This window comes from Ferruginibacter sp. (genome assembly GCF_049840995.1).
Lineage (GTDB): Bacteria > Bacteroidota > Bacteroidia > Chitinophagales > Chitinophagaceae > Ferruginibacter.
Map to the genome: position 1 here is coordinate 641,897 of NZ_JASGIP010000006.1, position 25,061 is coordinate 666,957.

Consider the following 25,061-nt stretch of genomic DNA (forward strand, 5'->3'; position numbering starts at 1 on the left):
TTAGAACCATTTGCCATTCTTCCTGTCCCAGGTGGTAACGCCGATCTTAAACTGTACAGGATTCCGGAACTGGTTAGCAGCAGACCCTGATACATAAAAACCGAGTTTGAATTTGCCTAATTGGTTAAAGGGATATTTAAAAACTCTTTCCACACCGGTGAAAATTTCGGCATAGCGCAGGTTATTTCTTTCGGGTGCAAATAAAAAGCCACCGCCGGCAATTTCCCTCAGTCCTATCTTTTTAAAGAAAGGGATCTTATTCAATAAAGCGCCATTGAACTCATGTACATAATGCGCTTCGTAAAAACGTTTGAATACAGGGAAAGTAGAATCCAGTGACTGAAATGCTTCATTCGGATTTAAAAATAATAAGGGATCACCGCGGCGCTGGTATTTATAATCTATCAGGCTCAGTTCTTTCCTGTTGATGAAAGAGCCGCTTTTTATAGTATAAGACGATACTCCAACTGTACCGAGTTTGATGGATTGTTTGATACCAAACTCCAGGTAATCATAATTCACTTCGCTGCTGAGTAATTTAGGTATCCCTTTTTTCAACAACACATAAAAAGTAGGCCAGGAGGAACCGAGTATCACTTTTTCTTTGGGCTCTCTTATATAACGCTGGTGCGGCGTATATTCCAGGCGGATACTGCCGTAGAATGCGTTGGTGGGCACAAATGACTTTGCCCGGTTACTATCAATGATACCGCCTAAAAAAGAACTGTCGAAAGCATCATTGGTCTTATAACCGCTTAAAGAACTGCGGAAGGACATATCTACATCTGTAAAAAAGAACAAACCGTTAGCGATCTCCAGGCTATGCCCAACTCCTGCACCTTTATTAAGATAAAGGTTGCTGCGGCTGATCATATTGATCCAGGCATCGCCATTAAAGATGAATTCAAAATTCTTTTGCGCCCTTACATTATAAGTACCCCGGTTAAAAGGATTATACATCCTGCTTACGCGGAGGTTGCCATTGATATCTTTATTGCGCAGGCCATAACTGATATCCGCATATACACTGATGTTCTTCCTGGATTCAAAAGTTTTAAAATAATTCACAGAAGGTTCTATACGGGTACCGCCAAACTGCAATGGCTGGTATAAATTAGGCAATGGCGGGATATACCAGGTGCGCCTTTTTTTATGATCATTGAAATTCTGCCCTTTGAACAAAAGATTCTGCCAGGTGATCTTATTGATCTTCCTATCCATAGAATCAAGATAAGCTTCTGTATGTGTAGCAGAATAAATACTGTCTTTATAATGAATAAAGCGTACTTCTTTCTCTGTTAATGGCTCCGTACGGTTGCTTTGCCAAAAACTGCTGTCTCTTTTATAAGCTTCTTTTGTTGCCGCGCTCACTTCCACACCAAAATGTTTTTTATCGAAAGTTTTGTTCAGTTCAAAATTGTTATAGCTCACCACGGTACGTCCTGATGCCTTCTTCTTTCCGGAAACGGCATTGTAGGTAAATTGTTGCCGGGTGATCATCCATGCAGTATCGTTCACAAAATCGTATTGCTGCTCCACCTCAAAAAAATCGTATTCCGGCAAATGATATTTTGGCAAACTCAGCCTGGTATGCAATACCACCCATAGGCTATCCATTACCGTTATCTCGCCTTCCATCGCGGTATTGCTCAGCTGGCGGGGCTTAACACTGATGGTGTAGATCTTCCTGCCTTTTACTATATCTGTACGGATAACTTTATAGCGATAAGCAAGTAAGCCACTGTAACTTAACGGAGATAAAAATGGCATTTGTGAAATAGATGGAACATTAATAAGATTCTCATAAAAATTAAAATCCCCATCAGTAGCTGTAAGATAAAAAAGGCTTTGTGTATTGCCCTTCTTTGTAATACCGGTTCTTTCTTCTTTTATTTTTTTTCCACTGCCATGATCAAGCTGCAAAACGATCTCTGCCATGGCCATACCATTCATTTCAGCTTTTAGCTGTTGTATTTTTAATAAAGAATCGCTGATGGGCTTTTTACTTTTCTTCTGCGGCATCGAATCTTCCTGCAGTGCTTTAATATATACTTTGCAGGAATAATCACCCGCTGCATTCATAATATGATCCTTATTACGGATCACGTTGCGGATGTATTCTTCCGCCCTGTCGCGGTTCTTGCCTTTTATCACCACTTCCGAAAGATTGGTGGCATCAGCAGCTTCCATAATAATGTTCTGCTCCATATCTGCCTTGCGTACTATCACCGTTATTACCTGTGGTTTGTAACCCACCAGTGTAATCACCAGGTCAAATTTTCCTTCCTCCAGTTCCAATGAATACGTACCGTCTTCCTTTGTTACTGCACCTGCTCTTATTTCTTTTACCTGTATACTGGCAAATGCAAGCGGCTCCTGTTTGCCGTTCGTGATCTTTCCAAAAATTGTATGGTATTGGCCCAATGCCGTTGCAGAAATTCCCAACGAAAGCAGCAGTAGAATTGATCGCATAGAAGATTTGGCGTGGTTATACAGCAATAAAAATGCATCAAAACACCGGTATATTAAGCCGTACCTTTATTTATTACACATTAATTAACAAAATCAACAGCTGCGAAAGTACTCGTACTTTTATTCCGCAATGATAGATCGCAGTATACCCGATATTTCGGCCGCCCGGTTCACGATCATGAAATGTCCGCCTGCATCCAGCAGGTAATGCGGTTTAAAATTGATGATGGGCAGCACCCTGTCTTTATTACCATGTATGCGGATTATATTTTCGGGTGTGGTCGTGCGTTTCCAATTCACAATTTCATTGATGGCCCATTGCGAAAAAGAAGGATTGGAAGACGTCAATATATCTTCCAGTAAAAATCTATCACTCCTGGAGGAGATACTGAATACCCAGTTGGTAAACATATTGCTCTTATGAATATTCTTCTTCGGTAATAATTTATTGAGTTTTAAAGCACCGGCCATTTTATAATAAAACGGTAGTTCCTGCCTTCTTGCAGCGCTGGATATAAGGATGGTTTTTTGCGGCGAAATAAATTGCAATGCCTCGGTTGCCAGCATGCCTCCGAATGATAAGCCTATCAATATAAATGGAGCAGATTGATCTATAACAGCTGTAAGCCTTTTGGCATAAGCAGCCATGGGTTCATTTTTATACGGCTCTATCCAGTCTACAAAAACCGTTTTTATTCCGGGCTCAAATACCAGGTTCTTAAAAGCCCTGCTGTCTGCACCTAATCCACTGAAAAAATAAATGGTCACGGTTATTTATTTTATTGCTGTATGTTAATGTAAGTGATCACAATTTCCACCCGCCTGTTCTTCTGTTTACCGTTTGAAGAATTGTTATCTGCAACCGGTGCGTATTGTCCTTTGCCGCTTGCGAAAAATTTATCTGTAAGGGCCGGAAATTTATTTGCAAGATAGGTTTTTATTGCTTCGGCCCTTGCAGCAGAAAGCGCCAGGTTATTTTTTTCGGAGCCACTGTTATCTGTATGTCCTGTAATGTCAACTTTTAAAAATTTCTTACTGCCCAGCACTGTTGTAAGGCTATCTAAAATATTGGTGACAGGCTTTTTTAATTCGGCACTGTTCACATCAAACAGCAGGCCGGGTATGGCAAGTGTATCCGTGGTAAATTTCACTGTTGGCTTTTCTTCCGTTACTTTAAATACGGGCAGGTTATCGGAGTGCCTGTAATTATAATCATACATTGTTTTTACAGTTGCTGCATAGCCCGTGCAGGCAGGTTGTGGAATTTGCGGCTTTAATTGTATCTCGTCGATAAAATACAAAATATCACCGCTGCTGTTCATAGCGCTCCTCATTTCATAATTTATTATAGGAAGGCCGAAGGTGCTGATGACAAAATACTTTTCCTTACCCGAAGCTGTATACGAAGTTTTCACGTATTTCCAGTTTTCTTTGAAATCGCCACTTAGATCAGCTGCTGTAATGCTGATAGGTGCTGTAAGCATGCTTTTTACGGTTGCAAGTGTGGGTTCGTAGGAAGTAAAATAAAAATTAAGCCCGGCAAAATCCATTTTGCCACTGTTTACATAAAAAGAGAGATCGTACTGGAGGCCGGCTTTTAAAGGGCAGCAAAGCGCCGTGTAAACAAAACGCGGTTTATTAAAATTCTCCATCACACTGCCCACGGGCAATACCAGCACCATGTGACCGAGCATTGGCCTCGGCGCCAGGCTGCCGTGTACCAGGTAATTGGTTGCAGGAATATTGAACCAGGCTTCCGGTGCACAATCCGCATGAAATTCTGTGCAGTTGTTGAGATCTTCAAAACCCGGATTGGCAAAGAGGTTCTGGCAATGCACATGTATGCTGTGCAGTAATAACAAAACAAAAAGGCAGATACATTGCTTTATAAAATTCAAATTTTTAAAAGCAATTTAAACAATAAAAATTAAAGGCTAGGCTGTTTCCAGCGCAGTGCGCAAACTGATCTCTTTTTCTATAGCAATGGCTTTTGTAAGCAATGCTTTGTTGCGTACATATTTTGTAACATCCCTTACTTCACTCAGCAGGTCCTGTTCGTACACATTTTTAAAAGGCATGTATTCCAGGCTGAAATGCCAGTTATTCTTCAGGATGGCAAAAAAATCTTCATCATTACTGTTCAGTTGCGCATAGTTGATGAACATAAAGCGTCCTTCCGGCAGGGATTGAATATGCTGGAAGATCTTTTCGTAATAATGTATCCATACTTTTAAATACCGGTCGGTCTCTGTTTCAAATATCTTATCCAGGCTTTTTCGTTTGAACAGTTTCCACTTCAGTTTTGATAAGCCTTTTTTTGTATGGAACTTTTTTTCTTCCATTTTATGTTGCCTTGTTACCAGCGAATTAACGGTGGCATTAAAGCTCCGCACCACCACTACATAAAAAGCGCCGGGTATCAGTTCATTGTATTCGCCCAGGAAAAGACTGGTACGGGGTTCTTTCCAGCCCCATTCTTCGTGTTTGCGGTTCTTGGATTCTATTATTCCTTTCAGTTCTGTTTTTTCCAGCTCCGATAATTCGGGCAGGTCTTTAAAAATCAATCCTGATTCGGGCAATCTTCTTTTACGCAATAATTTTTGATGGATGCGCAGGAAATCTGCGTCTTCAAAATGGCCGTTTAAATTTCCTATGGCGGGACCAACAAGGTTGCTGCCTATAAAAAGTCCACAGCGATTCAACCATTGTGTTATCAGGGAGGTTCCGGAACGATGCATACCTACTACTACTAAAACTTTTGCACTCATATTATATTGGTGGTTTTGCTGCTGTTGCAGCAGTGTTAATTATTTTCCATTGCGGGTACTTTGGCAAATAGGCCTTTTGCAAGTGTTTCCTGTACAAACTCCACAATCTTACCGGAACAATTGATGATAGTATCCGCATCAGTGTTGATATAAAGATCCGGTTGTGATGGTGTATCAAATGTATCGTTGATGCCGGTAAGGTTATGCAGTTTTTGTGGATGGCCGGCAGGCAAAAAAGCTTTTTGATATAATCCCTTTGTATCCCTCGATTTCAACACTTCCACCGAACAGTCAATATGCATGGTAACCACACCGGGATAGGTTGTTGATATTTCACTGCGGATCTCATCATAAGGATTGATAGCACAGATAATGGCTACAATATTATGTTTCGATAACTGGTGTGCTACAAACGCCATACGCCGCATGTTCTCAAAACGATCCTGCCTGGAAAAACCAAGACCTTTACATAAAGTGGCACGGTATTCATCACCATCAATGATCTCCACTTCGATACCCAACTGCTGCAATTGTTTTTCCGCTTCTCTTGCCAATGTGCTTTTACCAGCACCCGATAATCCGCAAAACTGAATGATCATTTTTTTAATTTTAATGAAAGACTGTGGTTTGTTAAAAATGTTTAAAGCCAACCAATAAAAAGATGTAAGCAATAAATGATTGGTTGGGTTGAAGCTATTAAAGCGGGATTAAAAAACTATTAAAGAATATTTAAAGCGATATTAAAGACAGGGTAAGTGATGCTACATTTACAATTGTGTATCAATAAAAAATGCCGTTTTCCCAATGAAAAACGGCATTTTAATAATTATTTTTTTTAGCAGGGCGCCTGAAAAATTTATAGTTAAGCGGTTGTTAACGTATGTAACACCTGCAGGTTGAACAGGACTTTTTTAATGTTTAAACACTTTTAATTTCTGCGCAAAGGTCCTGCAATACTTTTTTTGCATCGCCAAACAACATACTTGTTTTGGGTTGAAAGAAGAGATCATTTTCAATACCTGCATAGCCAGGTTTCATGCTGCGTTTGTTTACGATCACATTTTTGGCCTGTTCAACTTCCAGGATGGGCATTCCGTATATGGGTGAGGCCGGGTCGGTTTTTGCAGCAGGATTTACCACATCATTAGCGCCGAGTATCAGTACTACATCACTGGTTTTAAATTCATCATTGGCCTGTTCCATTTCCAGCAGTTTATCATAACTCACATCGGCTTCTGCCAGCAGCACGTTCATGTGGCCGGGCATACGGCCTGCAACCGGGTGAATGGCGTAAAATACTTCCACTCCCTTTTCATTCAATATCTTTTCCAGTTCGTGGCAGGTATGTTGTGCCTGCGCCACAGCCAAACCATAACCGGGCACGATCATTACTTTATTGGCATAGGCCATTACCATTGCAGCATCAGCCATGCTGATCTCTTTATAATGTCCCTGTTCTTTTTTACCACCTCCCGTTGCTGCATTACTATTACCACCAAATGAACCGATCAATACATTCGCCAGCGAGCGGTTCATTGCCTTACACATTAATATGGTAAGCAGTGTACCTGCAGCACCTACCAGTATACCGCCGGTAAGCATTACTTTATTGTCGTATAAAAATCCGCCGCAGGCTGCTGCCACACCGGTAAATGAATTGAGTAAAGAAATTACCACGGGCATATCCGCACCGCCGATGGGCATAACGAACAAGATACCATATACTAAACTCAGTACTAAAATAACATACAGTAAATAAGATTGTGCAGGATCGATCACCAGGTAAACAGCGCCGGCCAACGCAGCACCAAGAATGATAAGATTAAGAATATTCTGGCCGGGAAAACTAAAATCTTTTACACGGCCATTCAGTTTACCCCATGCAATCATGCTACCTGCAAAAGAAACCGAGCCGATCACCAGGCCCAGTACAATTATTAAAACGGTCGGTTGAATACTGCCTGCATCAAGCATACCGGCCGACAATTCTTTTGATAAATGGTTAAACTCCACCACCGATATCAGCATCGCACATGCGCCACCCATGCCATTGAACAAACTCACCATTTCGGGCATGGCTGTCATCTTTACTTTTTTTGCTGCCAGTGTACCCACAATACCACCGATCAATAAACCGCCAAATATCCATCCATAGTTATGCAAGCCTTCACCTGTTTCACTGTTCTTATATAAAAAGATGGTACCAATAATAGCGATCGTCATACCGAATGCCGCTACTAAATTTCCCTTACGTGCAGTAGCAGGGTTAGACAACATTTTTAATCCCAAAATAAAAGTTACTGAAGCAACCAGGTAACAAATTGTGAGTATGTTTAATTCCATAATTTTTCACGCAGCAGCACAGAACCGCCGAGATTTTAATTCGTGTAATTAGTTATAATTCGTGTAATCCACGTCACTTTTTCTTCTTGAACATTTCCAGCATCCTGTCCGTAACCACGAAACCACCCACCACATTCAGTGTTCCCAGTATCACGGCAAGAAATCCCAATATCAATGCTAAATAATTATCCTGTTCCGCCTTGCCCATCACAATGATGGCACCAATGATCACCACGCCATGTATAGCATTGGCGCCGCTCATCAAAGGTGTATGCAACACACTCGGTACACGGCCTATCACTTCAATACCCACAAATACCATCAGTATCACTATGTAAATGATCTGTTGATTGGCAGATATCCATTGCAAAAAATTTTCCATCTCTATTAGTTAATTAGTTTATTGGTTAACTGGTTGAATGTGCTTCTGCAACATTATCAATTATTCATTACTCAATTATCCATTAATAATTGCGTTCACTCTTTCATTCGTAACTGCCCCGCCATGTGCAATGCAGGTGCCTTTTACAAGATCATCTTCAAAATTCAAATTCACAGCGCCGTCCTTGGTGATGATGAGTTGCAAAAAGTTCAGGATATTTTTTCCATACAATTTGCTGGCATCACTGGGCATTGTGCCGGCTAAAAACGAATTGCCGACGATGCTCACACCATTATGAACAACTGTTGTATCTGTCTGTGTAATTTCTGTATTACCACCCGTTGCTGCAGCAATATCAATGATCACCGAACCATTCTTCATCGATTCTATCATTGCTCTGGTGATCAGTACCGGTGCTTTTTTACCAGGTATCTGTGCAGTAGTGATCACAATATCTGCCTTGGCAACACTTTCTGCTATTTTCGCTTTTTGTCTTTGTAAAAACTCTTCTGTTTGTTCCACCGCATAACCACCGGCTTTGCTGGCATCTGCTGCGCCTTCCACTTCCACAAATTTTGCGCCGAGGCTTTGTACTTCTTCTTTTACTGCCGGCCTTGTATCAAATACTTCCACTACGGCACCTAAACGCTTGGCAGTTGCAATAGCCTGCAGGCCCGCAACACCGGCGCCCAGTATCAGCATTTTAGCAGGAGGCACGCTGCCCGCCGCCGTCATGAACATGGGAAAATATTTAGGAAATAAATTAGCTGCCTGCAACACCGCTTTATAACCGGCAATATTGGCCTGGCTGCTGAGTATATCCATGCTTTGCGCCCTGGTGGTACGGGGCAGCATATCCATACTGAATACAGTGATATTTTTTTCGGCCCAGTCTTTTATTACTGTTGCGTTGAATAAGGGTTGAAATACACCTAAGATTATTTTAGATTGTAGATTGTCGATCTCAGATTGAGCGGGGGTGTTTATGGAAAGGATGAGATCACTTGTTTGTAATACTTCTAACCTGGATTTTACAGTTGCGCCCGCTTCGATGTATTTATCGTCGTTGGCAAAGGCAGTAGCGCCGGCGCCGCTTTCGATGCAGACATTTACATTCCATTTTTTAAGGGTAGCTAAATGTTCCGGTAATAATGAGACTCTTGTTTCAGGTGTTGGTTCTCTTAAAACGCCAATTGTCATATATTAAAATGGTTGTAGCGAAGATAACAAAAAATGCCTCCCGCTCCTGAGCAGGCGGGCAGTTTTTCAAAATTTCATATTCATTTCATCAAAACCGGAGGGTAAAATGCTGCTTTGCTTTAAAACTGCTGTTAATGCAAACGATGCCGATAAAAAAGAGATCGATGGTGAGTGTTACAGCAGCGTGTTGTTGTATCTCTGCCCAGGCCGCCTCCATTTCTTCGCTCCAGTGTATATCATCAAAGATCAGAATTGTAGCGGGGTTGGATACTTTCAGTAATTGCTCAAAATAATCCAGCGTGGGTTGTTTGCGATGATTGCCATCTACAAATGCCAGGTCAATATTTTGTAAGGAGGATAAAAGCGGCGGCAAGGTCTTTGCAAAATCGCCTTCTGTCAAAACAATATTTTTCAGCTGGAGTGTATCAAAATTTTTTGCCGCAATGGCCGCAATATTTTTGGCACCCTCGCAGGTATATACCATAGCATTTTTATTACCTGCTGCAAGATAAGCGCTGGTAATACCAAAAGAAGTGCCCAGCTCCAGTATTGTTTTAGGTTGATAATGCTGCGCCATGCGAAACAGCAATTGCGAAAACCGTTTGGGTTTTAAAGAAGAAGCTGCAATATTTTTTACAACCCTGCTGTTGGTTTTAATAACTGATGAGCCGGCGCCAAAATCTTCCACTTCTATCACCGTATCATCCTGCAATAATTTTTTCCGTTGTGCTTCAATCAATGTATAACAACCGTATTGCTTTTTATCATTCTTTACAAACTTAATGAAGTCAAACACAAACGGCGAATGCACACCATGTCCCTTACTGTTGGATGCAGTAAAATAATAATGCAGGTATTTTTTTGCCAGTTGAAATTTGCTGTACATTATTTCAAAAATAAAGAAGGGTAAGGCAATTTTTTTCTTTTATGCAATACAAAATAAACAGTCCCCGATAAAACTAGTGGCAATAAACATTGGATAATTGTATCCCCAGGAGAATTTTCTTCAGTTGACCAGCCTGATGGTTGAAAGTCCTTGGTCCACTTTATTATTACTGCTTCAATAATATAAATATTTTGTGCTATTAAATATAATAGTATAAGCAATGCGTTTAAGCGTAATTTTTGGAAGAAAAACAGCACACCTATCAAAGGCGCTATAAAATGCTGCATATAAAAAACCACTTTCCAATGTAGTTCCTGAATTTGATACCATTCATAGGGGGTTTGCTGATACCACTCAATCAGCAGGTCTTTAAAAGATAAAATAAAACTGATAACGGCAAATGGAGGTAGCCATGTATTGAGAGTGTATATCCAGTTTTTACTTTCCGTTTTAACGGATGTTTTCTTTAGGAGAGAAACCAATAATGAAATAATCAGCAATACACTATGGCAAAAAATAAATGCCTGTATAAATGGAAATTCAAATTCCAGCACTATCATTTTCTCTCCCAGGTTTGGAAGGAATAAGAATAAGCATGCTTGGCATCAAATCCAAAATCTTCATTGCTTTTCAATTGCCATTTATTCTCATCTATTGCAGGAAAAAAGGCGTCTGCATCTGCAAATGAATGATGCACCCTTGTAAGATAAATGCGGTCGGTGATATCCATGCTCTGTTTATAAATTTCACCACCGCCAATGATAAAAATTTCTTTGCAGTTAGTCTCTTTTGCTTTTTGCAGCGCCTCGTTAATATCCTTCGCCACTATCACGCCTTCGGCTTTCCATCCTTCCTGCCTTGTAATTACAATATTGATACGGCCAGGGAGTGGCTTGCCTAAGCTTTCGTAGGTTTTGCGTCCCATTATCGCCGGAAGCCCCCAGGTGGTGTTCTTGAAAAATTTCATATCGTTGGGCAAGGTCCAGAGTAATTCACCTTCTCTTCCAATGGCATTATTTTCTGCAGCTGCTACTATTATTGAGATCATGGCGCAAAAATACGGAATTCTGGTTGCCCGCAGATTACGCTAATCACGCAGAAAAGATATCGTTCCCGCAGATTACGCGGATATCGCAGAAAAGATATTGTATCCCGCAGATTACGCTTATCTCGCAGAGAACGATTTTTTTCATCAGCGATATCTGCGCAGTCTGCGGGCTATTTTTCTAATTCTTCAATATCTTGAATTCCACACGGCGGTTCAGCTGCCGGCCTTCATCTGTATCATTGGTGGCAACAGGCTTGGTTTCGCCATAACCCTGCGATACGATCCTTGAGGCAGCAATACCTTTCGATAAGATATATTCCCTCACCGATTTGGCCCTGTTATCACTCAACGTAAAGTTATACTGATCCGAACCTTTACTATCCGTATGCGCACTCATTTCAATTTCAACATTCGGATAATCGTTCAGGAATTTCACTACACGATCCAGCTCTACAAAAGATTCAGGTCTTAAACCGAATTTATCAAAATCAAAGAACACATTATTCAAACGGAACACCTGTCCAATTTCTATCGGCGCCAGGTACAGGTCTTTATGGATCTCTTTATACCCCGCTTTTATCAATGAATCTAAATTCAGGTTTTCAGAAATTGCAAAGAATTTATCTGCCGAAGCACGGATGCTGTAATTCTTATCGTAAGGCAATACAATTTTAAACGAACCATCCACCGGGCTGCTCACACCATTACCTGCTTCTGCACCATCCGGTAATGTTTCGTAAATAAGTGATGCCGTAAGTGGTTCTTTTGTTTTGGCGTTGTATACATTACCACTCACCAATACAACCGGGTTAGGCTTTTCTTTCTCCAGCAACTTTACCCTAACGATATCGCTTGCACCAAAAGCCCCATCACTCGAAGTAAGATAAGCATATTCACCACCGGCATCCAGCGTAAAGAATGCTTCGGAACCTGCAGTGTTGATTGGAGCGCCTAAATTAACAGGATCACTCCACTTGGTCCAGCTGTCATCTAATCTTTTACTCATCCAGATATCATTCTCGCCTAATCCACCCGGCCGGTCGCTGCTGAAATACAGCGTTACACCATCCGCCGCAATAAATGGACTCATTTCATTATAATCGGGCAGGTTGATCTTTTTTCCTAAACTTTTAGGAGCGGTCCATATATCATTGCCTTCTAAAAAAGAAACATAGAGATCATTCTCATAACTGTTCTTCTTATCGGTCATATAAAACAATAAGGTCTTGCCATCATGTCCCATCGAAGCACCGATCTGCTGTGTAAAACTGAACTTATTAAAATTGCGGATCTTCAGCATCTCTGCATTGGTCCAGCTGTTATCGGGGCGTTTGTGTATCATACTTACACCCATGCCTAAATATTGGCCATCAATAAAAGAACCTTTCAGTAAGATCGTATTTAAGTCGGGAGATATCCAGTACACCGCATTGTATTGCGATGCATTTACTTTAGCGCTTAAATGTTTTGCCTTGCTCCATTTACCAGTAGTATCCCTGGTGGAATACCATATATCCTGTGAATTGGGAACTGTTTCGTATTGAATATTGGCCGGATCATTCTGCCGGATGAAGAACAATAAATTACCATCCGCAGAAATAGTGGGCCGCATCTCGGGATGCTCTGTATTGATCAACTCGCCCAGGTTTTCCACCTGCACAATGGTGGTTTCTTTAATGATGTTTTCCTTCTGCTCTTTTAAAGTAGTATCCCGGGAAGGTTGGGCTACCGCAGTAATGACAGAAAAAATAAATAAGCAAAATGTAGAGATTTTTCTCATAAGATGGATTTTACCTCACCTTACAACGAAAAAAAGAGCAAAATAATATGTGAAGCGTATTAAATTCTTAAACCACTAAGACACTAAGACTCAAAGTGTCACAAAGTTTTCCTTAATTCCCTTAACTTCTTAATGGTTACACTGCCACCGGCGCCTTTATACCTGGATGAGACTGATAATTCACCAATTCAAAATCCTCAAACTTAAAGCTGAAAATATCTTTCACTGCAGGATTGACCTTCATTGTTGGCAAAGGGAAAGGCGTTCTTGTCAATTGCAGTTCCGCCTGTTCAAAATGATTATTGTATAAATGCACATCGCCAAAGCTGTGAATGAATTCTCCCGGTTCCAGGTCGCACACCTGTGCGATCATCATCGTTAATAAAGCATAGGAAGCAATATTAAAAGGCACGCCTAAAAATACATCAGCGCTGCGTTGGTACAACTGGCAACTTAATTTACCGTTTGCGACATAGAATTGGAACAAACAATGACAGGGCATCAGTTTCATCTTCGGCAGGTCCGCCACATTCCAGGCACTGATGATCATACGCCTGCTGTCGGGATTATTTTTAATGGTATGGATCAATTCTTTTACCTGGTCCACTTCCACGCCATCAGCACCTGCCCAGCTGCGCCATTGCTTGCCATACACGGGGCCCAGGTTGCCGTCAGCATCGGCCCACTCGTCCCATATTTTTACATTGTGTTCTTTTAGATAACCAATATTGGTATCGCCCTGCAAAAACCACAGCAATTCATAAATAATACTTTTTAAATGCGTTTTTTTTGTGGTCACCAGAGGAAACCCTTCCGCCAGGTCAAAACGCATCTGGTAGCCAAAAACGCTTCTTGTTCCTGTGCCGGTACGGTCGCTTTTATCGTTGCCGGTTGTGATGATATGTTTTACAAGGTCTAAATACTGCTGCATGGCTGCAAAGTAAGTTAAAAGTTGAAAGTTGAAGGTTGAAAGTTATTAAGGATTGTTCAAAAATTCTATCCTGTTTTAAGCAATAAAAAAGCCCCCGACTGGTCGGGGGCAGATTGTTCAAGCTGACTTGCTTATTGTACAAGTATTGTAGTATTTCTTAAGCCATCATCCGTAACCAGTTGCAGCGTATAAGCGCCCTTGGCGATAATGGCCGGCACAGCAACTTTCAGCTGCCCGCCCAACTGTGCAACGAAACTGCACACTAACTGTTTACCATCCGCAGCGATCAGTTTGATCTCTTTTACTTTTCCACCGTTGTATTCAACAAACAGGTTACGGTCTACAACAGGATTGGGATACACACTAAGCATATTGATATCCTCAAAATTCACTTTTACTGTTTCGCTCAGTTTAAAACTATTGTCTTTATCAAACATTTTCAGCTGGTAAAAACTCAGGCCCTTCAATGGTTTGTAATCGGTATAATCGTAACTATGATTGCCCGAAGTACCTGTTGCTGTTACTTTATCCAGGTAACTCATAGCAGAAGGTTGCGGCCCTTTGAATATTTCAAAATGGCTGGTATTGATCTCGTTGGCCGTGGTCCATTGCAGCAGCACACTTTTATCTTTTTTAACCGCATAGAAATTAAGCAACTGCAAAGGCAGTGGCGATAGCGTGATGCCAATGCCCCATTGGCTGAAGCTGCTGATATTATTCCTGCGGGCATAACCATCTGCCACCAGGCGGCCGGGATTACCAACGACAGGTAAAGTACTGCCAACCGGCACGATCCATTCAGCTGCATTGCTGGAGGCATCGGGCCTGCGCAGCATGGCAAATTTATTATCCGATAAGCCGGTAAAACCGTTGAAATATAATTTAAGATCGTATTTACCCGAAGCAGGTACTGCATCCGGAACAATATACCAAACACCACCGGTGCTGATGGAAGAATAAGCTGTTCCGTTCTCCGTAACATTCAACCCCACATCATTACCGGGTTTGGGACCAAAAGAAATATCCACATAGCTGGTACCCGTTAAAGGCGCCGCCGTTAAATTATCCATCTCGGCCATATTCACCCTGCTGGCATCACCCACGGGAAACTGGTAATTATTTACTAAAGCAGGTGTAATAAAGCGCCGCAGTTTTCCATTGATCCACGAATTGGCAAAATTGGTATTGGCAGCATCTGCCTGCACCGCGCCGGCCGCAGCAGCACTGGCTATGGCCATAAAAGCACCCGTGGTAACCTTACCGGATTTTAAAAACCAGGTATTGGCCCTGGTATTACCGGCAAGCGTCAATCCTGTATTGTCCACATCAATTCTTTCAAACTGGTTGGGACTGTTGACGGTTTGTGTGCCGGAACCATTAAAAACAAATTTACCTGTGCCATAATTATAAGGGGTTACCGTATTATCTGTAAGGTCGGCGGTGTTGCCGCCTGTACGGGCTATGGTGATAGTACCGGCATTGCTTACTGTACTGCCATTATCCAATGCAAGGCCACCGCCTGAAATATACAGGCTGGCGCCGTTTTGCACCGTAATGATGGTGCCGCTGGTAGCTTTAAACACATCCTGTGCATGCAAAGCAGGTGCGGCGCACAGTAGCAGTATGGTTATGACAGAACTTGTTTTCATCCCGCAAAATTTTATACAATAAAAATAGGGCGCCTTAGTATCATTAACAGTTTCATTTAGTATTCGGTATTACCGGCTTTGTGAACGGGCGGTTACAGGCAAATAAATGCAGGAAGTATAGCCACCATTTTGCATAAAAAAGCCCTTTATTGTAATCAATAAAGGGCTCGTTATAAAAATTAAGAACATGTATTAGATCGGCTCGATAGAAAGCTTGGTATATTTCTCCTTGGTATTATTTTCCAGGATCATGATATGCCCTTCCTTAGCGCCGGTAACCCTTATCCTGCTTTTACCAATAGAATAAGGTATCCTGCGGGAGATCTGTTTTTTACTCAGGCTGTAGATATTATAGCTCTTATCATCCCTGTAAATGAATACATCCGATTTTGCTGCAGGAGAATACAAATTGTAGTATTCAGTAGGTGAATCATACATTACAACCGGCACCCTTGCCTGGTAATATCTCGATTTATTTTTTTCCAGTTCCTGGTCGGTAAATACCGATCCCTTGCTGGTTTGCTTGATGATGATACCTTCACCCAGCCTGTATTTATGTGTACCCACGCTTCCCATGATCACGATCGGGAAAAAGAAAGTAGGCAATAACAGCGTGCTGGAAACAACCGCGCCGATCCTGAATTTTTTATGAATAGTGGTACCTGCGAAATATACATTACCGGCAGAATCCTGCGAAGCAGCTTCCAGTATGCTGAATGCTTTCCTGTCCTGCATATAACCCCTGGTAGAAAAATCGGGCTTGAATTCACCATCCGACCAGTAAGAATAATTTTCTTTGATATCTCCTTTTTCAACACCATTCAATGTTAAAGAAAATACGCCTTTATACATCCCCTTGTTATAAGCCTTACCGCTTTCAAAAGCGCCTTTAAACCTTCTGTTGATGATGCTGCCCGCAATATAAGGCTTACCGGTAACCGGGTTCTTTTCAAAATTCAATACTCTTAAAACATTATCATCTTTATCCACCAGTTCGTACTTGGTTCCTTTTTTCCCATCTGCAACGGAAAACCTGTCCAGTTCGTAACCACCGTAAGGATTGCTGTAACTGTTGTTCTTGCCCAGTATGTACACCACTTTATCGGTAGTGATCACAGAATAGTGATTGTAACGGTCCACTTCTTTTTTCCACAGCACTTCGCCTTTGGTATTGTAAGCGATCACTTCCGATTTATCTTTATCTCCATACAAAAAACAAAATCCTTTGCCGGGAATATTCTTCACCTGCCCGCCATTTTTAAGCTGCGCACTGGCCACTACTTTTCTCTTGGCGCCCATTGCATAATCCACTGCCAGGCTGATGTTGAAATTATGGGTGTTGATCACTTTACCATCCAGCGTAATAAACTGGTTGGTGATCACATCCTTGGTATCATCCTTTGCATCCTTGAATTCTTTTTTGTTTTTAAAAGTGGTGCCGTCAATAGAACTTTTAAGATAAGAAAGACATAATACATCCTGCTCAAAAGCTACTCCCATCAGCGACATGTTCACATCCTTCTGGTTAATTTCGCCAATATCGTTCAGGTTCTCATCCATCAGCGAAAGCTTGTAATTAAAACTGTCGGCATTGGCCTTTTCCAGCTTGGTCAATACCACGTAGCCCATCACGGCTCCGTCCTGCATGATCACTTCCATATCAGAAGACATTTCTTCTGCCACCTGTTTAAATACTCTCGTTTGCGCCATACTAAAGGTTACGCACAGGCATGCGGCCATGGCCATGATAATAGGTTTTCTCATTGTTTGTTAGTTGTTGTTGTTTATGGGTTTATTTTAGTTGTTCCAGGAATTCACGGTAAATACTTTCGGAATAGGATTGCTCAAAATCTTTTTTAAGGCTGTTCAGTTCCTTCTGGCTGAGGCTTTCGGAAAAATTGAGGGAGCTGAGTACGGACCGGAAAGATTTATCATCACCCTTTGCCTGCTGCCAGAAAGATTGATTGAAAGAAGCCTTGCAGGCGGTTTCCAGGCTCTCTCTTGGTATCTGTTCAAACATATTCTGCAGTTCGTAATAACTGGAAGAGATGTATTCCTTCGATCTTATATTGATGGCATTAAAGCGGGATAATCTTTTATCTGCCAAAAACAAGCCGTTAAAAATATAGGATGCCATTACCTGGTGCCACAGGTCGAAAGTACCTTTATCTTTTTCTAAAAATATGCGGTACAATGCCGAAGTGAGATTACTGTTGATGAACAGCGTCCAGATGATCGCTTTATTCGTCACCACTTCAAATTGCGCCGGCACAGCTGTAAGCGGTTGCTTGCCGGGAAAAGTTGATTGCGGTAATAATTTTTCGTAACGCTTTACACAATCCGGGTGCGTTTTTAAAGAGTCACTGATCTCTTCCTGCGAAAAAGAATATTTTTTTGAAGAAAGTCCTTTACCACCTTTACGCAGCCAGGCATCATCAGCCGTAAAATTCACAGCCGTCAAATAACTTTTCAAATCCGATTGTAAAGGGGTTTTGTAAACAAGATCAGCACTGTCCAGCCTTAAAAAGAAAGCAGGATTAAAAGTGATATTGCTTTTCTTCAGCATCACCACGGCCAATGAATCCGCTTCACCTTCATGATAACGGTTGTGCTTGGCGCTGCCGTAGCTGTAACCATCCAGTATTTTTTTAAGCCGGGTATAGCGTTCGTATTTAGAATCAAGGATGGCATTGATATTATTCAGGTATTCTTCCGAAGTAAGCAGCTCTGCTCTTTCCTTCATCGAATTTTCGCAATGGTTTAAAATATTGTGCGCCAGTTCGTGCGCCAATGCCAGTGCTATCTCCTCACGGTACTGCGCAAACGATAAAAAGCCCAGGTTCACCGCAATGATATTATTGCCCATTGCATAGGCATTCACCGCCGGGCTGCGGTCGATAAGCAGCAGCGGCATGGTTTTTAACAATGTGGGATTGGCGTTCACCAGTTCGCGGAGTATCTGCGAAACATACTGGTGCAGCGCCGGTTGCTGTATAAAACGGTTATCATTGATCGATTCCAGGATATAATCCGTACGGGCATCCCATATCTCCTTGTATTTTTTCTGCGTTTCTTTTTTGGTAAAGATCACGGGGCAGGCCAGTGCGGCTTTCAGCGAATCCCGCTGCTTGGCCATACTGTTCTTGGAAAATTCGCTGTAGTTAACGGGAATAAGGCTTTGCCCGGCAACCGGGGCCATAAAAATAAATGATACACTAAGGCATACAATTATCCTGTAAAAAATTTGCATAGACTGGTGGTATAAAGGGTCAATTAACGAATTATATAAATTCTTATTGTATTAAGTAATGGGTAAACTATCCACAAAAATTGCTGAAAAATCGGGTACAAATTTTGTTTTCAGGTGTAAAATAATAAAAAAAGTTCATTTGCGGCCAAATTCAGTTGCAGCAATGGTTTTAAGGTTGAAAACGACCGTTTTATCAGCCTGGTAACAAAAACCTCAATGCGTAAATCGAGCATTTAAAACTGCTGTATCTTTGCAGCCGGAGAAAAGACACATGAGTAAAAAAGGAAAAGTTTTAATGGCCATGAGCGGCGGTATCGACAGTACGGTGGCCGCACTGATGCTTCATAAAGAAGGGTATGAAGTAGTGGGCATTACTATGAAAACATGGGACTATGCCACCAGCGTGGGCACCAGCGGCAAAAAAGAGACCGGCTGCTGCAACCTGGACAGTTTTAATGATGCCCGCCAGGCGGCGGTACATCATGGTTTCCCGCATTTTATACTGGATATCAGGGAAGAATTTGGCGATTTTGTGATCGAGAATTTTGTGGACGAATATATTGCCGGGCGCACGCCCAACCCCTGTGTAATGTGCAATACGCATATCAAATGGCGGGCGCTGATGAAACGGGCCGATGCATTGGGCTGCGATTTTATAGCCACCGGTCACTATGCGCAGGTGCACCAGCACAGCAATGGCCGCTATTTTATCCGCAAGGGGCTGGATGATACCAAGGACCAGAGCTATGCACTGTGGGGCCTGCAGCAGGACCTGCTGAGCCGCACCCTGTTACCGCTGGGCACCTACCATAAAACGGCGATCCGCCAGATGGCCCACGATTTTGGCTATCCCGAACTGGCCAAGAAAAGCGAGAGCTACGAAATTTGTTTTGTGCCCGACAATGACTACCGTGGTTTTTTAAAACGCAAGGTGGAAGGGCTGGAAGAAAGAGTGGACGGCGGCTTTTTTGTAGATAAGCACGGCAAGATACTGGGCAAGCACAAAGGCTACCCTTTTTATACCATCGGTCAGCGCAAAGGATTGGATATAGCCCTGGGCAGGCCCGCATTTGTGACCGAGATCATCCCCGAAACCAATACCGTGGTGCTGGGCCATGAAGATGACCTGAACCGCGGCGAAATGCAGGTAACCAAGCTGAACTGGATGAAATACGAAGGTATAACCGAGGGTATGGAAGCCGTTACCAAGATAAGATATAAAGATAAAGGCGCTGTTTGCAACCTGTACACATACGAAAATGGTATCACTGTGCGTTTCTACCACGATGTAAAAGGCATTGCCCCGGGGCAGAGCGCTGTATTTTACGAAGGGGATGATGTGATAGGTGGCGGAGTGATTCAACGCAGGATGCAGCCTTTTGCTGAAAAACAGCATCTGTAATCGATATACTATGAGCAAATTATTTTCCTTTGTCGCTATTGCCTCACTGATAGCCTTCAGTGCCTGTAAAGACACTACAGAAAAATTTCCTGCGCCACCGTTGAGCGATTATTTTCCGCTTACCGTGGGCAAGTATATCACTTACAGCCTTGATTCTACGGTATATTATACCAATTTTGGTACTTCTGCTGCCGTGCACAGCTACCAGGTAAAATACCAGGTGGATGCACAGATCACCGATAACCTGGGCAGGCCGGGATACCGTATTTTAAGGTATATCCGCAGCAGCCCCACTGCCGCATGGCTGGCCGACAATACTTTTATGGCCATCAATACCGGTACCGCCATCGAATTCATTGAGAACAACCTGCGCTTTATCAAATTAAAAAGTCCCATAGAACAGGATTATACCTGGAAAGGCAATTCCTATATCAATACCAACTCGCAAACACCTTTTTTAAAATTTTACGACGATTGGGATTACTATTATGACAGCATCAACATGCCGGCTAAAATAGGTACGCTTACGGTGGACAGTACGATCAAAGTATCGGAGATAGACGACCAGACCGCTATTGACAGAACATTCAGCGAAGCAAAATATGCAAAAGGCATTGGCCTGGTATACCGCAATTTTTTATACTGGAACAAAGGCGCTGCCAATGGCACTTATTCCGATGCGTCTTATGGCGTTACTTTAAAGATGATCGATCATAACTGATCTGGCAAAAAACTACTATAAATTATCATAGGTCTCCATAAAGATGGGGACCTTTTTTATTGACTTAACTTCCTTGAACGGCAATAGACTGAAAAATCGGTGGAAGGAATTTTATCCGTTTCGCCCAGTTGGCGCAGCATGGTAACCAGCTGCCCGCGATGAAACGTAGCATGATTGCAAAAATGGAGTAACACTTCGTGTATCTTCATCGTAAACTCCATATCAAAACGAACAAAGCTGATACTTTGTAAAAGCTGCCCCTCATCAACCGCCTCCACCCAGGCCTTCCATTCGCGGCTTTGTGCCAAAAGTCCGCTCGCTGCTTCGGAATAACTGCCCGTAAAAGTTTCGCCTAAATAGATCACGTCTTTTACATGCTGCACTCTTTGCCACCATACAAATTCTGCATGCCACATATGGATCACCGTTTTGCGGATAGTGGAAAAACTGCTGGCGATCTCTGTATTCACCTGTCCATCACTTAACCTACCGATCCTTTCCAGCATATTAGTATTTGCCCAAAGATTATAGGCTGCATATTCCGTAAAGATTTCCTTCATGATTATGTACTTTTGATGCCTATAAAATTATCAATTATCCCAACACCATTCATTAATTTTTAAACATGTCTTCTTCATTTCCATTCAGCGGTTTCAGTTCTGCAGCAGTGCATGCGGGCCATACCGACGATCCTAACTATGCACACCTTACTCCCATCTATGCCAGCAGCACTTATGTTTTTGACGAAGCAGAGCAGGGCATGCGTCGGTTCAGCGGGCAGGAAAAGGGTTATATCTACAGCCGCTGGGGCAACCCCACTATTACCGAAGCAGAAGACAAGATAGCGGCGCTGGAAAGTTTTGGTATTAAAGATAACAACGGGCAACCCCTGCAACTGAAAGCCATATTGCATTCCAGCGGCATGGCTGCGTTAAGCACATTGCTCATCAGTAATTTAAAAAGCGGCGATAAGATACTCACACATTTTTCGCTGTACGGTGGCTCGCAGGAGTTGATGGAAAAAGTATTGCCGCCATTGGGTGTTGAAGCCGTTATTGCCGACCTGAGAGATCTTGATAAAGCAGCCGAATTAATGCAGGCCGACAGCAAAATAAAAATGCTGTACCTGGAAACACCGGCTAACCCTACACTAAATTGTGTGGACATTGCCGAGCTGACCAAACTGGCAAAACAGCAGCAATTAATAATTGCCTGCGATAACACTTTTGCAACGCCCTTCCTGCAGCAACCTTTTAAATTCGGTGTGGATTATGTATTTCATTCCACCACCAAATTCTTGAACGGGCATGGCACTGCTATTGGTGGTGTGATCATTGGCAATGATATTGAAAAAATGAACGGGCATGTAACCAAAGTGCACCGCTTGCTGGGCGGCAACAGCAATCCCTTCGACGCCTTTTTACTTACCATGGGGCTAAAAACATTGGAAGTACGTATAGAACGCCATTGCCACAATGCAATGGAAGTGGCTAAATTTTTACAACAGCATCCTGCTGTAAGTAAAGTAAATTACCTGGGCCTCCCCTCCCACCCCGATCATCAAACAGCAGTAAAGCAAATGCGGCACCCCGGCGCCATGTTAAGTTTTGAAATGAAGGATGGATTGGAAGCAGCCAAAAAACTCATCGATCAATTGCAGATGTGTATAAGAGCCGTATCACTCGGCACCTGCGACACCCTGCTTTGCCATCCCGCCAGTATGACGCACTTTAGTGTACCCAAAGAAAAGCGGGAGCTGTATGGCATAACGGACGGGCTTATACGCATGAGCGTGGGCATTGAAAACTTACCCGATATTTTAGCAGATCTTGAACAGGCATTGCAATAATATATGAATACATCCCGAACGGTTTTTACAGCGTTTATCTACTTCCTGTTATCTACAATCATCACCTGGTGGTTTGTAGCTGTATGCCCATTGTATACCAGTTTGCAGCAAAAACTATTGTCCACTGGTATTGCAGGCGCCAAGTGGAGCTTGCAGATAGCAGCAGCTTATTTTTTTATGCAGGCAAAAAAATGGGATTTTATAAAAAACATTGGCGCCACCTGCTTAGTAGGTTCTGTTATTCTATTGCCTTATGCTGTACTGGCCACATGGAGTAATTATAACAGCGGTGCTTTTTTTGTGGGCTCGCTCCTTGCAGCAGTGATCACCATGATAGTACTGTATTTTTTGAATGTAAAAAAACTGCAGCTCTCTTATCGTTGGTTTTGGGGATGGATATTTTGCCTGGCCATTGCCATCACACTGCAGTTGACGGTAGTATTTTCAGTCATTAAATTTTAGATCATGTCGGTAATAATAAGAAAAGCGGTACAGCAGGATTGTGCCCGAATGATGGAACTCATTACAGAACTGGCGGTATACGAAAAGGCGCCTGAACAGGTAACGGTGGACTTTGATCATTTTGTACAAAGCGGCTTTGGCAACAACCCGGTATGGTGGGCCTTTGTAGCCGAAGAGAATGGTAAGGTAGAGGGGTTTGCGCTTTGGTATAAACGCTACAGCACCTGGAAGGGGCAGCGCATGTACCTGGAAGACCTGCTGGTAACAGAACAAATGCGGGGCAAGGGCATCGGTAAATTATTATTTGATGCATTGATAGCAGAATGCAAACAACAGCAGTTCAGTGGTATGATGTGGCAGGTGCTGGACTGGAATGAACCCGCCATTAATTTTTACAAAAAACTTTCCGGTGTAAATTTCGACGGAGAGTGGGTGAACTGCAGTATTAATTTTTAACCGGGACGGGAAGGGTATAGCAATCATTTAAAAGAGATTGAGGACGAAAAACAGTTTAAACTGTACACGATAGGGCCAGCTAATTAAATTCATTCCATGGTGAATTTACTATGATGAATGGAATAAAAACAGCATAAAACGAAATAAAGTCTCGCATAAAAACTTTGTATCCGAGCTTAAAAATTTTTCTTTTACATCATAAAACCAGCGTTTATCTTCAAAATAGGTTTATGAAAAGAAAAATTAAAAGAGCAATCGTAGTTCTATTGTTATTGAGCCCCGTTTTCAGCTGTAAAAAAACAGACCCTGTAATGGATATTGATAATAAACTAACAAAGTCTATTGAAGCCTGGTGGGATTCCCAAAATGGGTTATCTGCCTCTCAATTTTACCAAATGGGCACTAAATTGGTTAAAATACCTGAAAAAATACTTTGGAACAGGACAGTTTACTTTCCCAACGATAAAACTAATATTACACCAGTAGTTACAGAATCACTTGAGGGCAATTCGGTAGTTTTTAAATACCTGGTAACTCAAATAGATGAAAAAGGCAATATTGTTTCAGGTAATTATTATAAAGTTCTAGCTGATCAATCAACTCTATCGACAATAGAAAAGCTATATCTTACACCTGGTTTTTTTACTTTGCAAAATATACCTGAAAAATTTACCGGGGCTGTAATTAAATATAGTCGCGAAAACAAAATACTTTTTGATAAATCTTACAAAGAAGGAAAGCTAATAAAAGGTACTGATATTTTTTTTATAAAAGCTGCAAAAAAACAAACGTCGATTTCAAATCTTGCGCCTCTAAATGAAAATTGTAACTATATAACAGTAGATTGGTATTGGCAAACATGGGAAAGTGGGATATTGATTAATGAAGACTACTTATACTCAACAACCGAAATTGTTTGCGAAATTGGTGGAGGCGGGGGTAATGGTACTGGTAATACAGATAGTGCTGCTACTTTAGCAGCAGTTTCTACAGAGTTGAATGGAGTACATGAGGGAGACTTTTTCATATTTACATCTGCAACTGTAACTGTACCTGTATGGACAAAGGCAACGAATCCTATAAGCCAAAGTATCAATTGGCCAGTTGTTAATTCTGAATATTACAAGGTCACCAGTAATACAACCACAAAGGCATATTCTTTAGATACTAATCGCAATATCCATGTAGTTGAATGTAATAATAACAGTACCTTGTTTCAAATGAAAAAGGCTTCACTGTTCTGGACAGTTACCTGGGAGCAGGGAAGTTTGGCGCCAGGCAATATATCTCTGAATAATACTTCTATACCTGATGCCGCTTGCAGAGTTAACGGATATATCCATATAGCAGCAAGATCATCCATGTGGGAATGGATGAATGCGATGCCGACAATTACATCAGAAAGCGATTTATTAATTTTTTATAGAACTCCTTCCTTGATAGAATAAGAATGAAAAATGTC

General features: G+C 41.9%; 23 protein-coding genes. 6 read left to right on the top strand and 17 right to left on the bottom strand.

Features of this window, described 5'->3' with window-relative positions; translation table 11 throughout:
* From QM738_RS17880 to QM738_RS17955, 16 genes are all read right to left on the bottom strand, one after another.
* A complete protein-coding gene (locus QM738_RS17880; RefSeq protein WP_462278096.1) occupies positions 1-2,472 on the bottom strand; it encodes a DUF5686 and carboxypeptidase regulatory-like domain-containing protein in 2,472 nt (823 codons plus the stop codon).
* Between the two features lie 120 nt (positions 2,473-2,592).
* Complete coding sequence (locus tag QM738_RS17885; protein WP_462278097.1) at positions 2,593-3,240, bottom strand: alpha/beta fold hydrolase; 648 nt, start codon at positions 3,238-3,240, stop codon at positions 2,593-2,595.
* An 11-nt stretch (positions 3,241-3,251) separates the two neighbouring features.
* Positions 3,252-4,370: an OmpA family protein gene (locus QM738_RS17890; protein WP_462278098.1), complete on the bottom strand. Its 1,119-nt coding sequence runs from the start codon at positions 4,368-4,370 to the stop codon at positions 3,252-3,254.
* 36 nt (positions 4,371-4,406) lie between these two features.
* Positions 4,407-5,240, bottom strand: coding sequence for a sulfotransferase (locus tag QM738_RS17895; RefSeq protein ID WP_462278099.1), 834 nt, complete (start codon positions 5,238-5,240; stop codon positions 4,407-4,409).
* Positions 5,241-5,275: 35 nt separating this feature from the next.
* Positions 5,276-5,911, bottom strand: a complete 636-nt coding sequence (gene cysC / locus QM738_RS17900) for an adenylyl-sulfate kinase (RefSeq protein WP_462278100.1) — start codon at positions 5,909-5,911, stop codon at positions 5,276-5,278.
* A 247-nt stretch (positions 5,912-6,158) separates the two neighbouring features.
* On the bottom strand, positions 6,159-7,583 hold the full coding sequence (locus QM738_RS17905; RefSeq protein WP_462278101.1) for an NAD(P)(+) transhydrogenase (Re/Si-specific) subunit beta: 1,425 nt from the start codon (positions 7,581-7,583) through the stop codon (positions 6,159-6,161).
* 73 nt (positions 7,584-7,656) lie between these two features.
* Positions 7,657-7,965: an NAD(P) transhydrogenase subunit alpha part 2 gene (locus QM738_RS17910; protein WP_462278102.1), complete on the bottom strand. Its 309-nt coding sequence runs from the start codon at positions 7,963-7,965 to the stop codon at positions 7,657-7,659.
* Positions 7,966-8,040: 75 nt separating this feature from the next.
* Positions 8,041-9,165: a Re/Si-specific NAD(P)(+) transhydrogenase subunit alpha gene (locus tag QM738_RS17915; RefSeq protein ID WP_462278103.1), complete on the bottom strand. Its 1,125-nt coding sequence runs from the start codon at positions 9,163-9,165 to the stop codon at positions 8,041-8,043.
* Positions 9,166-9,253: 88 nt separating this feature from the next.
* Positions 9,254-10,051: an O-methyltransferase gene (locus QM738_RS17920; RefSeq protein ID WP_462278104.1), complete on the bottom strand. Its 798-nt coding sequence runs from the start codon at positions 10,049-10,051 to the stop codon at positions 9,254-9,256.
* Positions 10,051-10,611 carry a hypothetical protein gene (locus QM738_RS17925; RefSeq protein WP_462278105.1) on the bottom strand — a complete coding sequence of 187 codons (561 nt, stop codon included), beginning with the start codon at positions 10,609-10,611 and terminating at the stop codon, positions 10,051-10,053. Before QM738_RS17925 ends, QM738_RS17920 begins: the two co-directional genes overlap by 1 nt.
* Positions 10,608-11,099, bottom strand: a complete 492-nt coding sequence (locus QM738_RS17930) for a dihydrofolate reductase (RefSeq protein ID WP_462278106.1) — start codon at positions 11,097-11,099, stop codon at positions 10,608-10,610. The genes QM738_RS17925 and QM738_RS17930 overlap by 4 nt, the downstream gene beginning before the upstream one ends.
* A 178-nt stretch (positions 11,100-11,277) precedes the next feature.
* Positions 11,278-12,879, bottom strand: a complete 1,602-nt coding sequence (locus tag QM738_RS17935) for an OmpA family protein (RefSeq protein ID WP_462278107.1) — start codon at positions 12,877-12,879, stop codon at positions 11,278-11,280.
* A gap of 136 nt (positions 12,880-13,015) precedes the next feature.
* The gene (locus tag QM738_RS17940) at positions 13,016-13,810 is read right to left on the bottom strand and encodes a thymidylate synthase (RefSeq protein ID WP_462278108.1); all 795 of its coding nucleotides are present in this window, start codon (positions 13,808-13,810) and stop codon (positions 13,016-13,018) included.
* 131 nt (positions 13,811-13,941) lie between these two features.
* Positions 13,942-15,459 (bottom strand): T9SS type A sorting domain-containing protein, encoded by a 1,518-nt coding sequence (locus QM738_RS17945; RefSeq protein ID WP_462278109.1) that lies wholly within the window; start codon positions 15,457-15,459, stop codon positions 13,942-13,944.
* Between the two features lie 192 nt (positions 15,460-15,651).
* Positions 15,652-17,223, bottom strand: a complete 1,572-nt coding sequence (locus tag QM738_RS17950; protein WP_462278110.1) for a DUF6770 family protein — start codon at positions 17,221-17,223, stop codon at positions 15,652-15,654.
* 28 nt (positions 17,224-17,251) lie between these two features.
* Entirely contained in the window at positions 17,252-18,709 is a 1,458-nt protein-coding gene (locus QM738_RS17955; protein WP_462278111.1) for a M48 family metalloprotease, read from the bottom strand.
* A gap of 271 nt (positions 18,710-18,980) precedes the next feature.
* Here QM738_RS17955 and mnmA point away from each other — a divergent pair, with 271 nt between their 5' ends.
* Both mnmA and QM738_RS17965 read left to right on the top strand, forming a co-directional pair.
* Complete coding sequence (mnmA, locus tag QM738_RS17960) at positions 18,981-20,111, top strand: tRNA 2-thiouridine(34) synthase MnmA (RefSeq protein ID WP_462278112.1); 1,131 nt, start codon at positions 18,981-18,983, stop codon at positions 20,109-20,111.
* Between the two features lie 10 nt (positions 20,112-20,121).
* A complete protein-coding gene (locus QM738_RS17965) occupies positions 20,122-20,832 on the top strand; it encodes a hypothetical protein (protein WP_462278113.1) in 711 nt (236 codons plus the stop codon).
* A 56-nt stretch (positions 20,833-20,888) separates the two neighbouring features.
* On the opposite strand, the gene QM738_RS17970 is transcribed toward QM738_RS17965, so the two are convergent.
* Positions 20,889-21,392 (bottom strand): DinB family protein, encoded by a 504-nt coding sequence (locus QM738_RS17970; protein WP_462278114.1) that lies wholly within the window; start codon positions 21,390-21,392, stop codon positions 20,889-20,891.
* Between the two features lie 65 nt (positions 21,393-21,457).
* Here QM738_RS17970 and QM738_RS17975 point away from each other — a divergent pair, with 65 nt between their 5' ends.
* The 4 genes from QM738_RS17975 to QM738_RS17990 all read left to right on the top strand — a co-directional run bounded on the left by QM738_RS17975 (position 21,458) and on the right by QM738_RS17990 (position 25,047).
* The gene (locus QM738_RS17975) at positions 21,458-22,681 is read left to right on the top strand and encodes a trans-sulfuration enzyme family protein (protein WP_462278115.1); all 1,224 of its coding nucleotides are present in this window, start codon (positions 21,458-21,460) and stop codon (positions 22,679-22,681) included.
* Positions 22,682-22,684: 3 nt separating this feature from the next.
* The gene (locus QM738_RS17980; RefSeq protein WP_462278116.1) at positions 22,685-23,143 is read left to right on the top strand and encodes a hypothetical protein; all 459 of its coding nucleotides are present in this window, start codon (positions 22,685-22,687) and stop codon (positions 23,141-23,143) included.
* Positions 23,144-23,146: 3 nt separating this feature from the next.
* A complete protein-coding gene (locus tag QM738_RS17985) occupies positions 23,147-23,599 on the top strand; it encodes an N-acetyltransferase family protein (RefSeq protein ID WP_462278117.1) in 453 nt (150 codons plus the stop codon).
* A gap of 230 nt (positions 23,600-23,829) precedes the next feature.
* Positions 23,830-25,047 (top strand): hypothetical protein, encoded by a 1,218-nt coding sequence (locus tag QM738_RS17990; protein ID WP_462278118.1) that lies wholly within the window; start codon positions 23,830-23,832, stop codon positions 25,045-25,047.
* Positions 25,048-25,061 lie beyond the last annotated feature (14 nt).

Coding starts and splice junctions, on each gene's coding strand:
- QM738_RS17880 (WP_462278096.1), bottom strand. CDS start 2,472: ATGCGATCAATTCTACTGCTGCTTTCGTTGGGAATTTCTGCAACGGCA.
- QM738_RS17895 (WP_462278099.1), bottom strand. CDS start 5,240: ATGAGTGCAAAAGTTTTAGTAGTAGTAGGTATGCATCGTTCCGGAACC.
- QM738_RS17905 (WP_462278101.1), bottom strand. CDS start 7,583: ATGGAATTAAACATACTCACAATTTGTTACCTGGTTGCTTCAGTAACT.
- QM738_RS17910 (WP_462278102.1), bottom strand. CDS start 7,965: ATGGAAAATTTTTTGCAATGGATATCTGCCAATCAACAGATCATTTAC.
- QM738_RS17915 (WP_462278103.1), bottom strand. CDS start 9,165: ATGACAATTGGCGTTTTAAGAGAACCAACACCTGAAACAAGAGTCTCA.
- QM738_RS17920 (WP_462278104.1), bottom strand. CDS start 10,051: ATGTACAGCAAATTTCAACTGGCAAAAAAATACCTGCATTATTATTTT.
- QM738_RS17925 (WP_462278105.1), bottom strand. CDS start 10,611: ATGATAGTGCTGGAATTTGAATTTCCATTTATACAGGCATTTATTTTT.
- QM738_RS17930 (WP_462278106.1), bottom strand. CDS start 11,099: ATGATCTCAATAATAGTAGCAGCTGCAGAAAATAATGCCATTGGAAGA.
- QM738_RS17935 (WP_462278107.1), bottom strand. CDS start 12,879: ATGAGAAAAATCTCTACATTTTGCTTATTTATTTTTTCTGTCATTACT.
- QM738_RS17940 (WP_462278108.1), bottom strand. CDS start 13,810: ATGCAGCAGTATTTAGACCTTGTAAAACATATCATCACAACCGGCAAC.
- QM738_RS17945 (WP_462278109.1), bottom strand. CDS start 15,459: ATGAAAACAAGTTCTGTCATAACCATACTGCTACTGTGCGCCGCACCT.
- QM738_RS17950 (WP_462278110.1), bottom strand. CDS start 17,223: ATGAGAAAACCTATTATCATGGCCATGGCCGCATGCCTGTGCGTAACC.
- QM738_RS17955 (WP_462278111.1), bottom strand. CDS start 18,709: ATGCAAATTTTTTACAGGATAATTGTATGCCTTAGTGTATCATTTATT.
- mnmA (WP_462278112.1), top strand. CDS start 18,981: ATGAGTAAAAAAGGAAAAGTTTTAATGGCCATGAGCGGCGGTATCGAC.
- QM738_RS17965 (WP_462278113.1), top strand. CDS start 20,122: ATGAGCAAATTATTTTCCTTTGTCGCTATTGCCTCACTGATAGCCTTC.
- QM738_RS17970 (WP_462278114.1), bottom strand. CDS start 21,392: ATGAAGGAAATCTTTACGGAATATGCAGCCTATAATCTTTGGGCAAAT.
- QM738_RS17975 (WP_462278115.1), top strand. CDS start 21,458: ATGTCTTCTTCATTTCCATTCAGCGGTTTCAGTTCTGCAGCAGTGCAT.
- QM738_RS17980 (WP_462278116.1), top strand. CDS start 22,685: ATGAATACATCCCGAACGGTTTTTACAGCGTTTATCTACTTCCTGTTA.
- QM738_RS17985 (WP_462278117.1), top strand. CDS start 23,147: ATGTCGGTAATAATAAGAAAAGCGGTACAGCAGGATTGTGCCCGAATG.
- QM738_RS17990 (WP_462278118.1), top strand. CDS start 23,830: ATGAAAAGAAAAATTAAAAGAGCAATCGTAGTTCTATTGTTATTGAGC.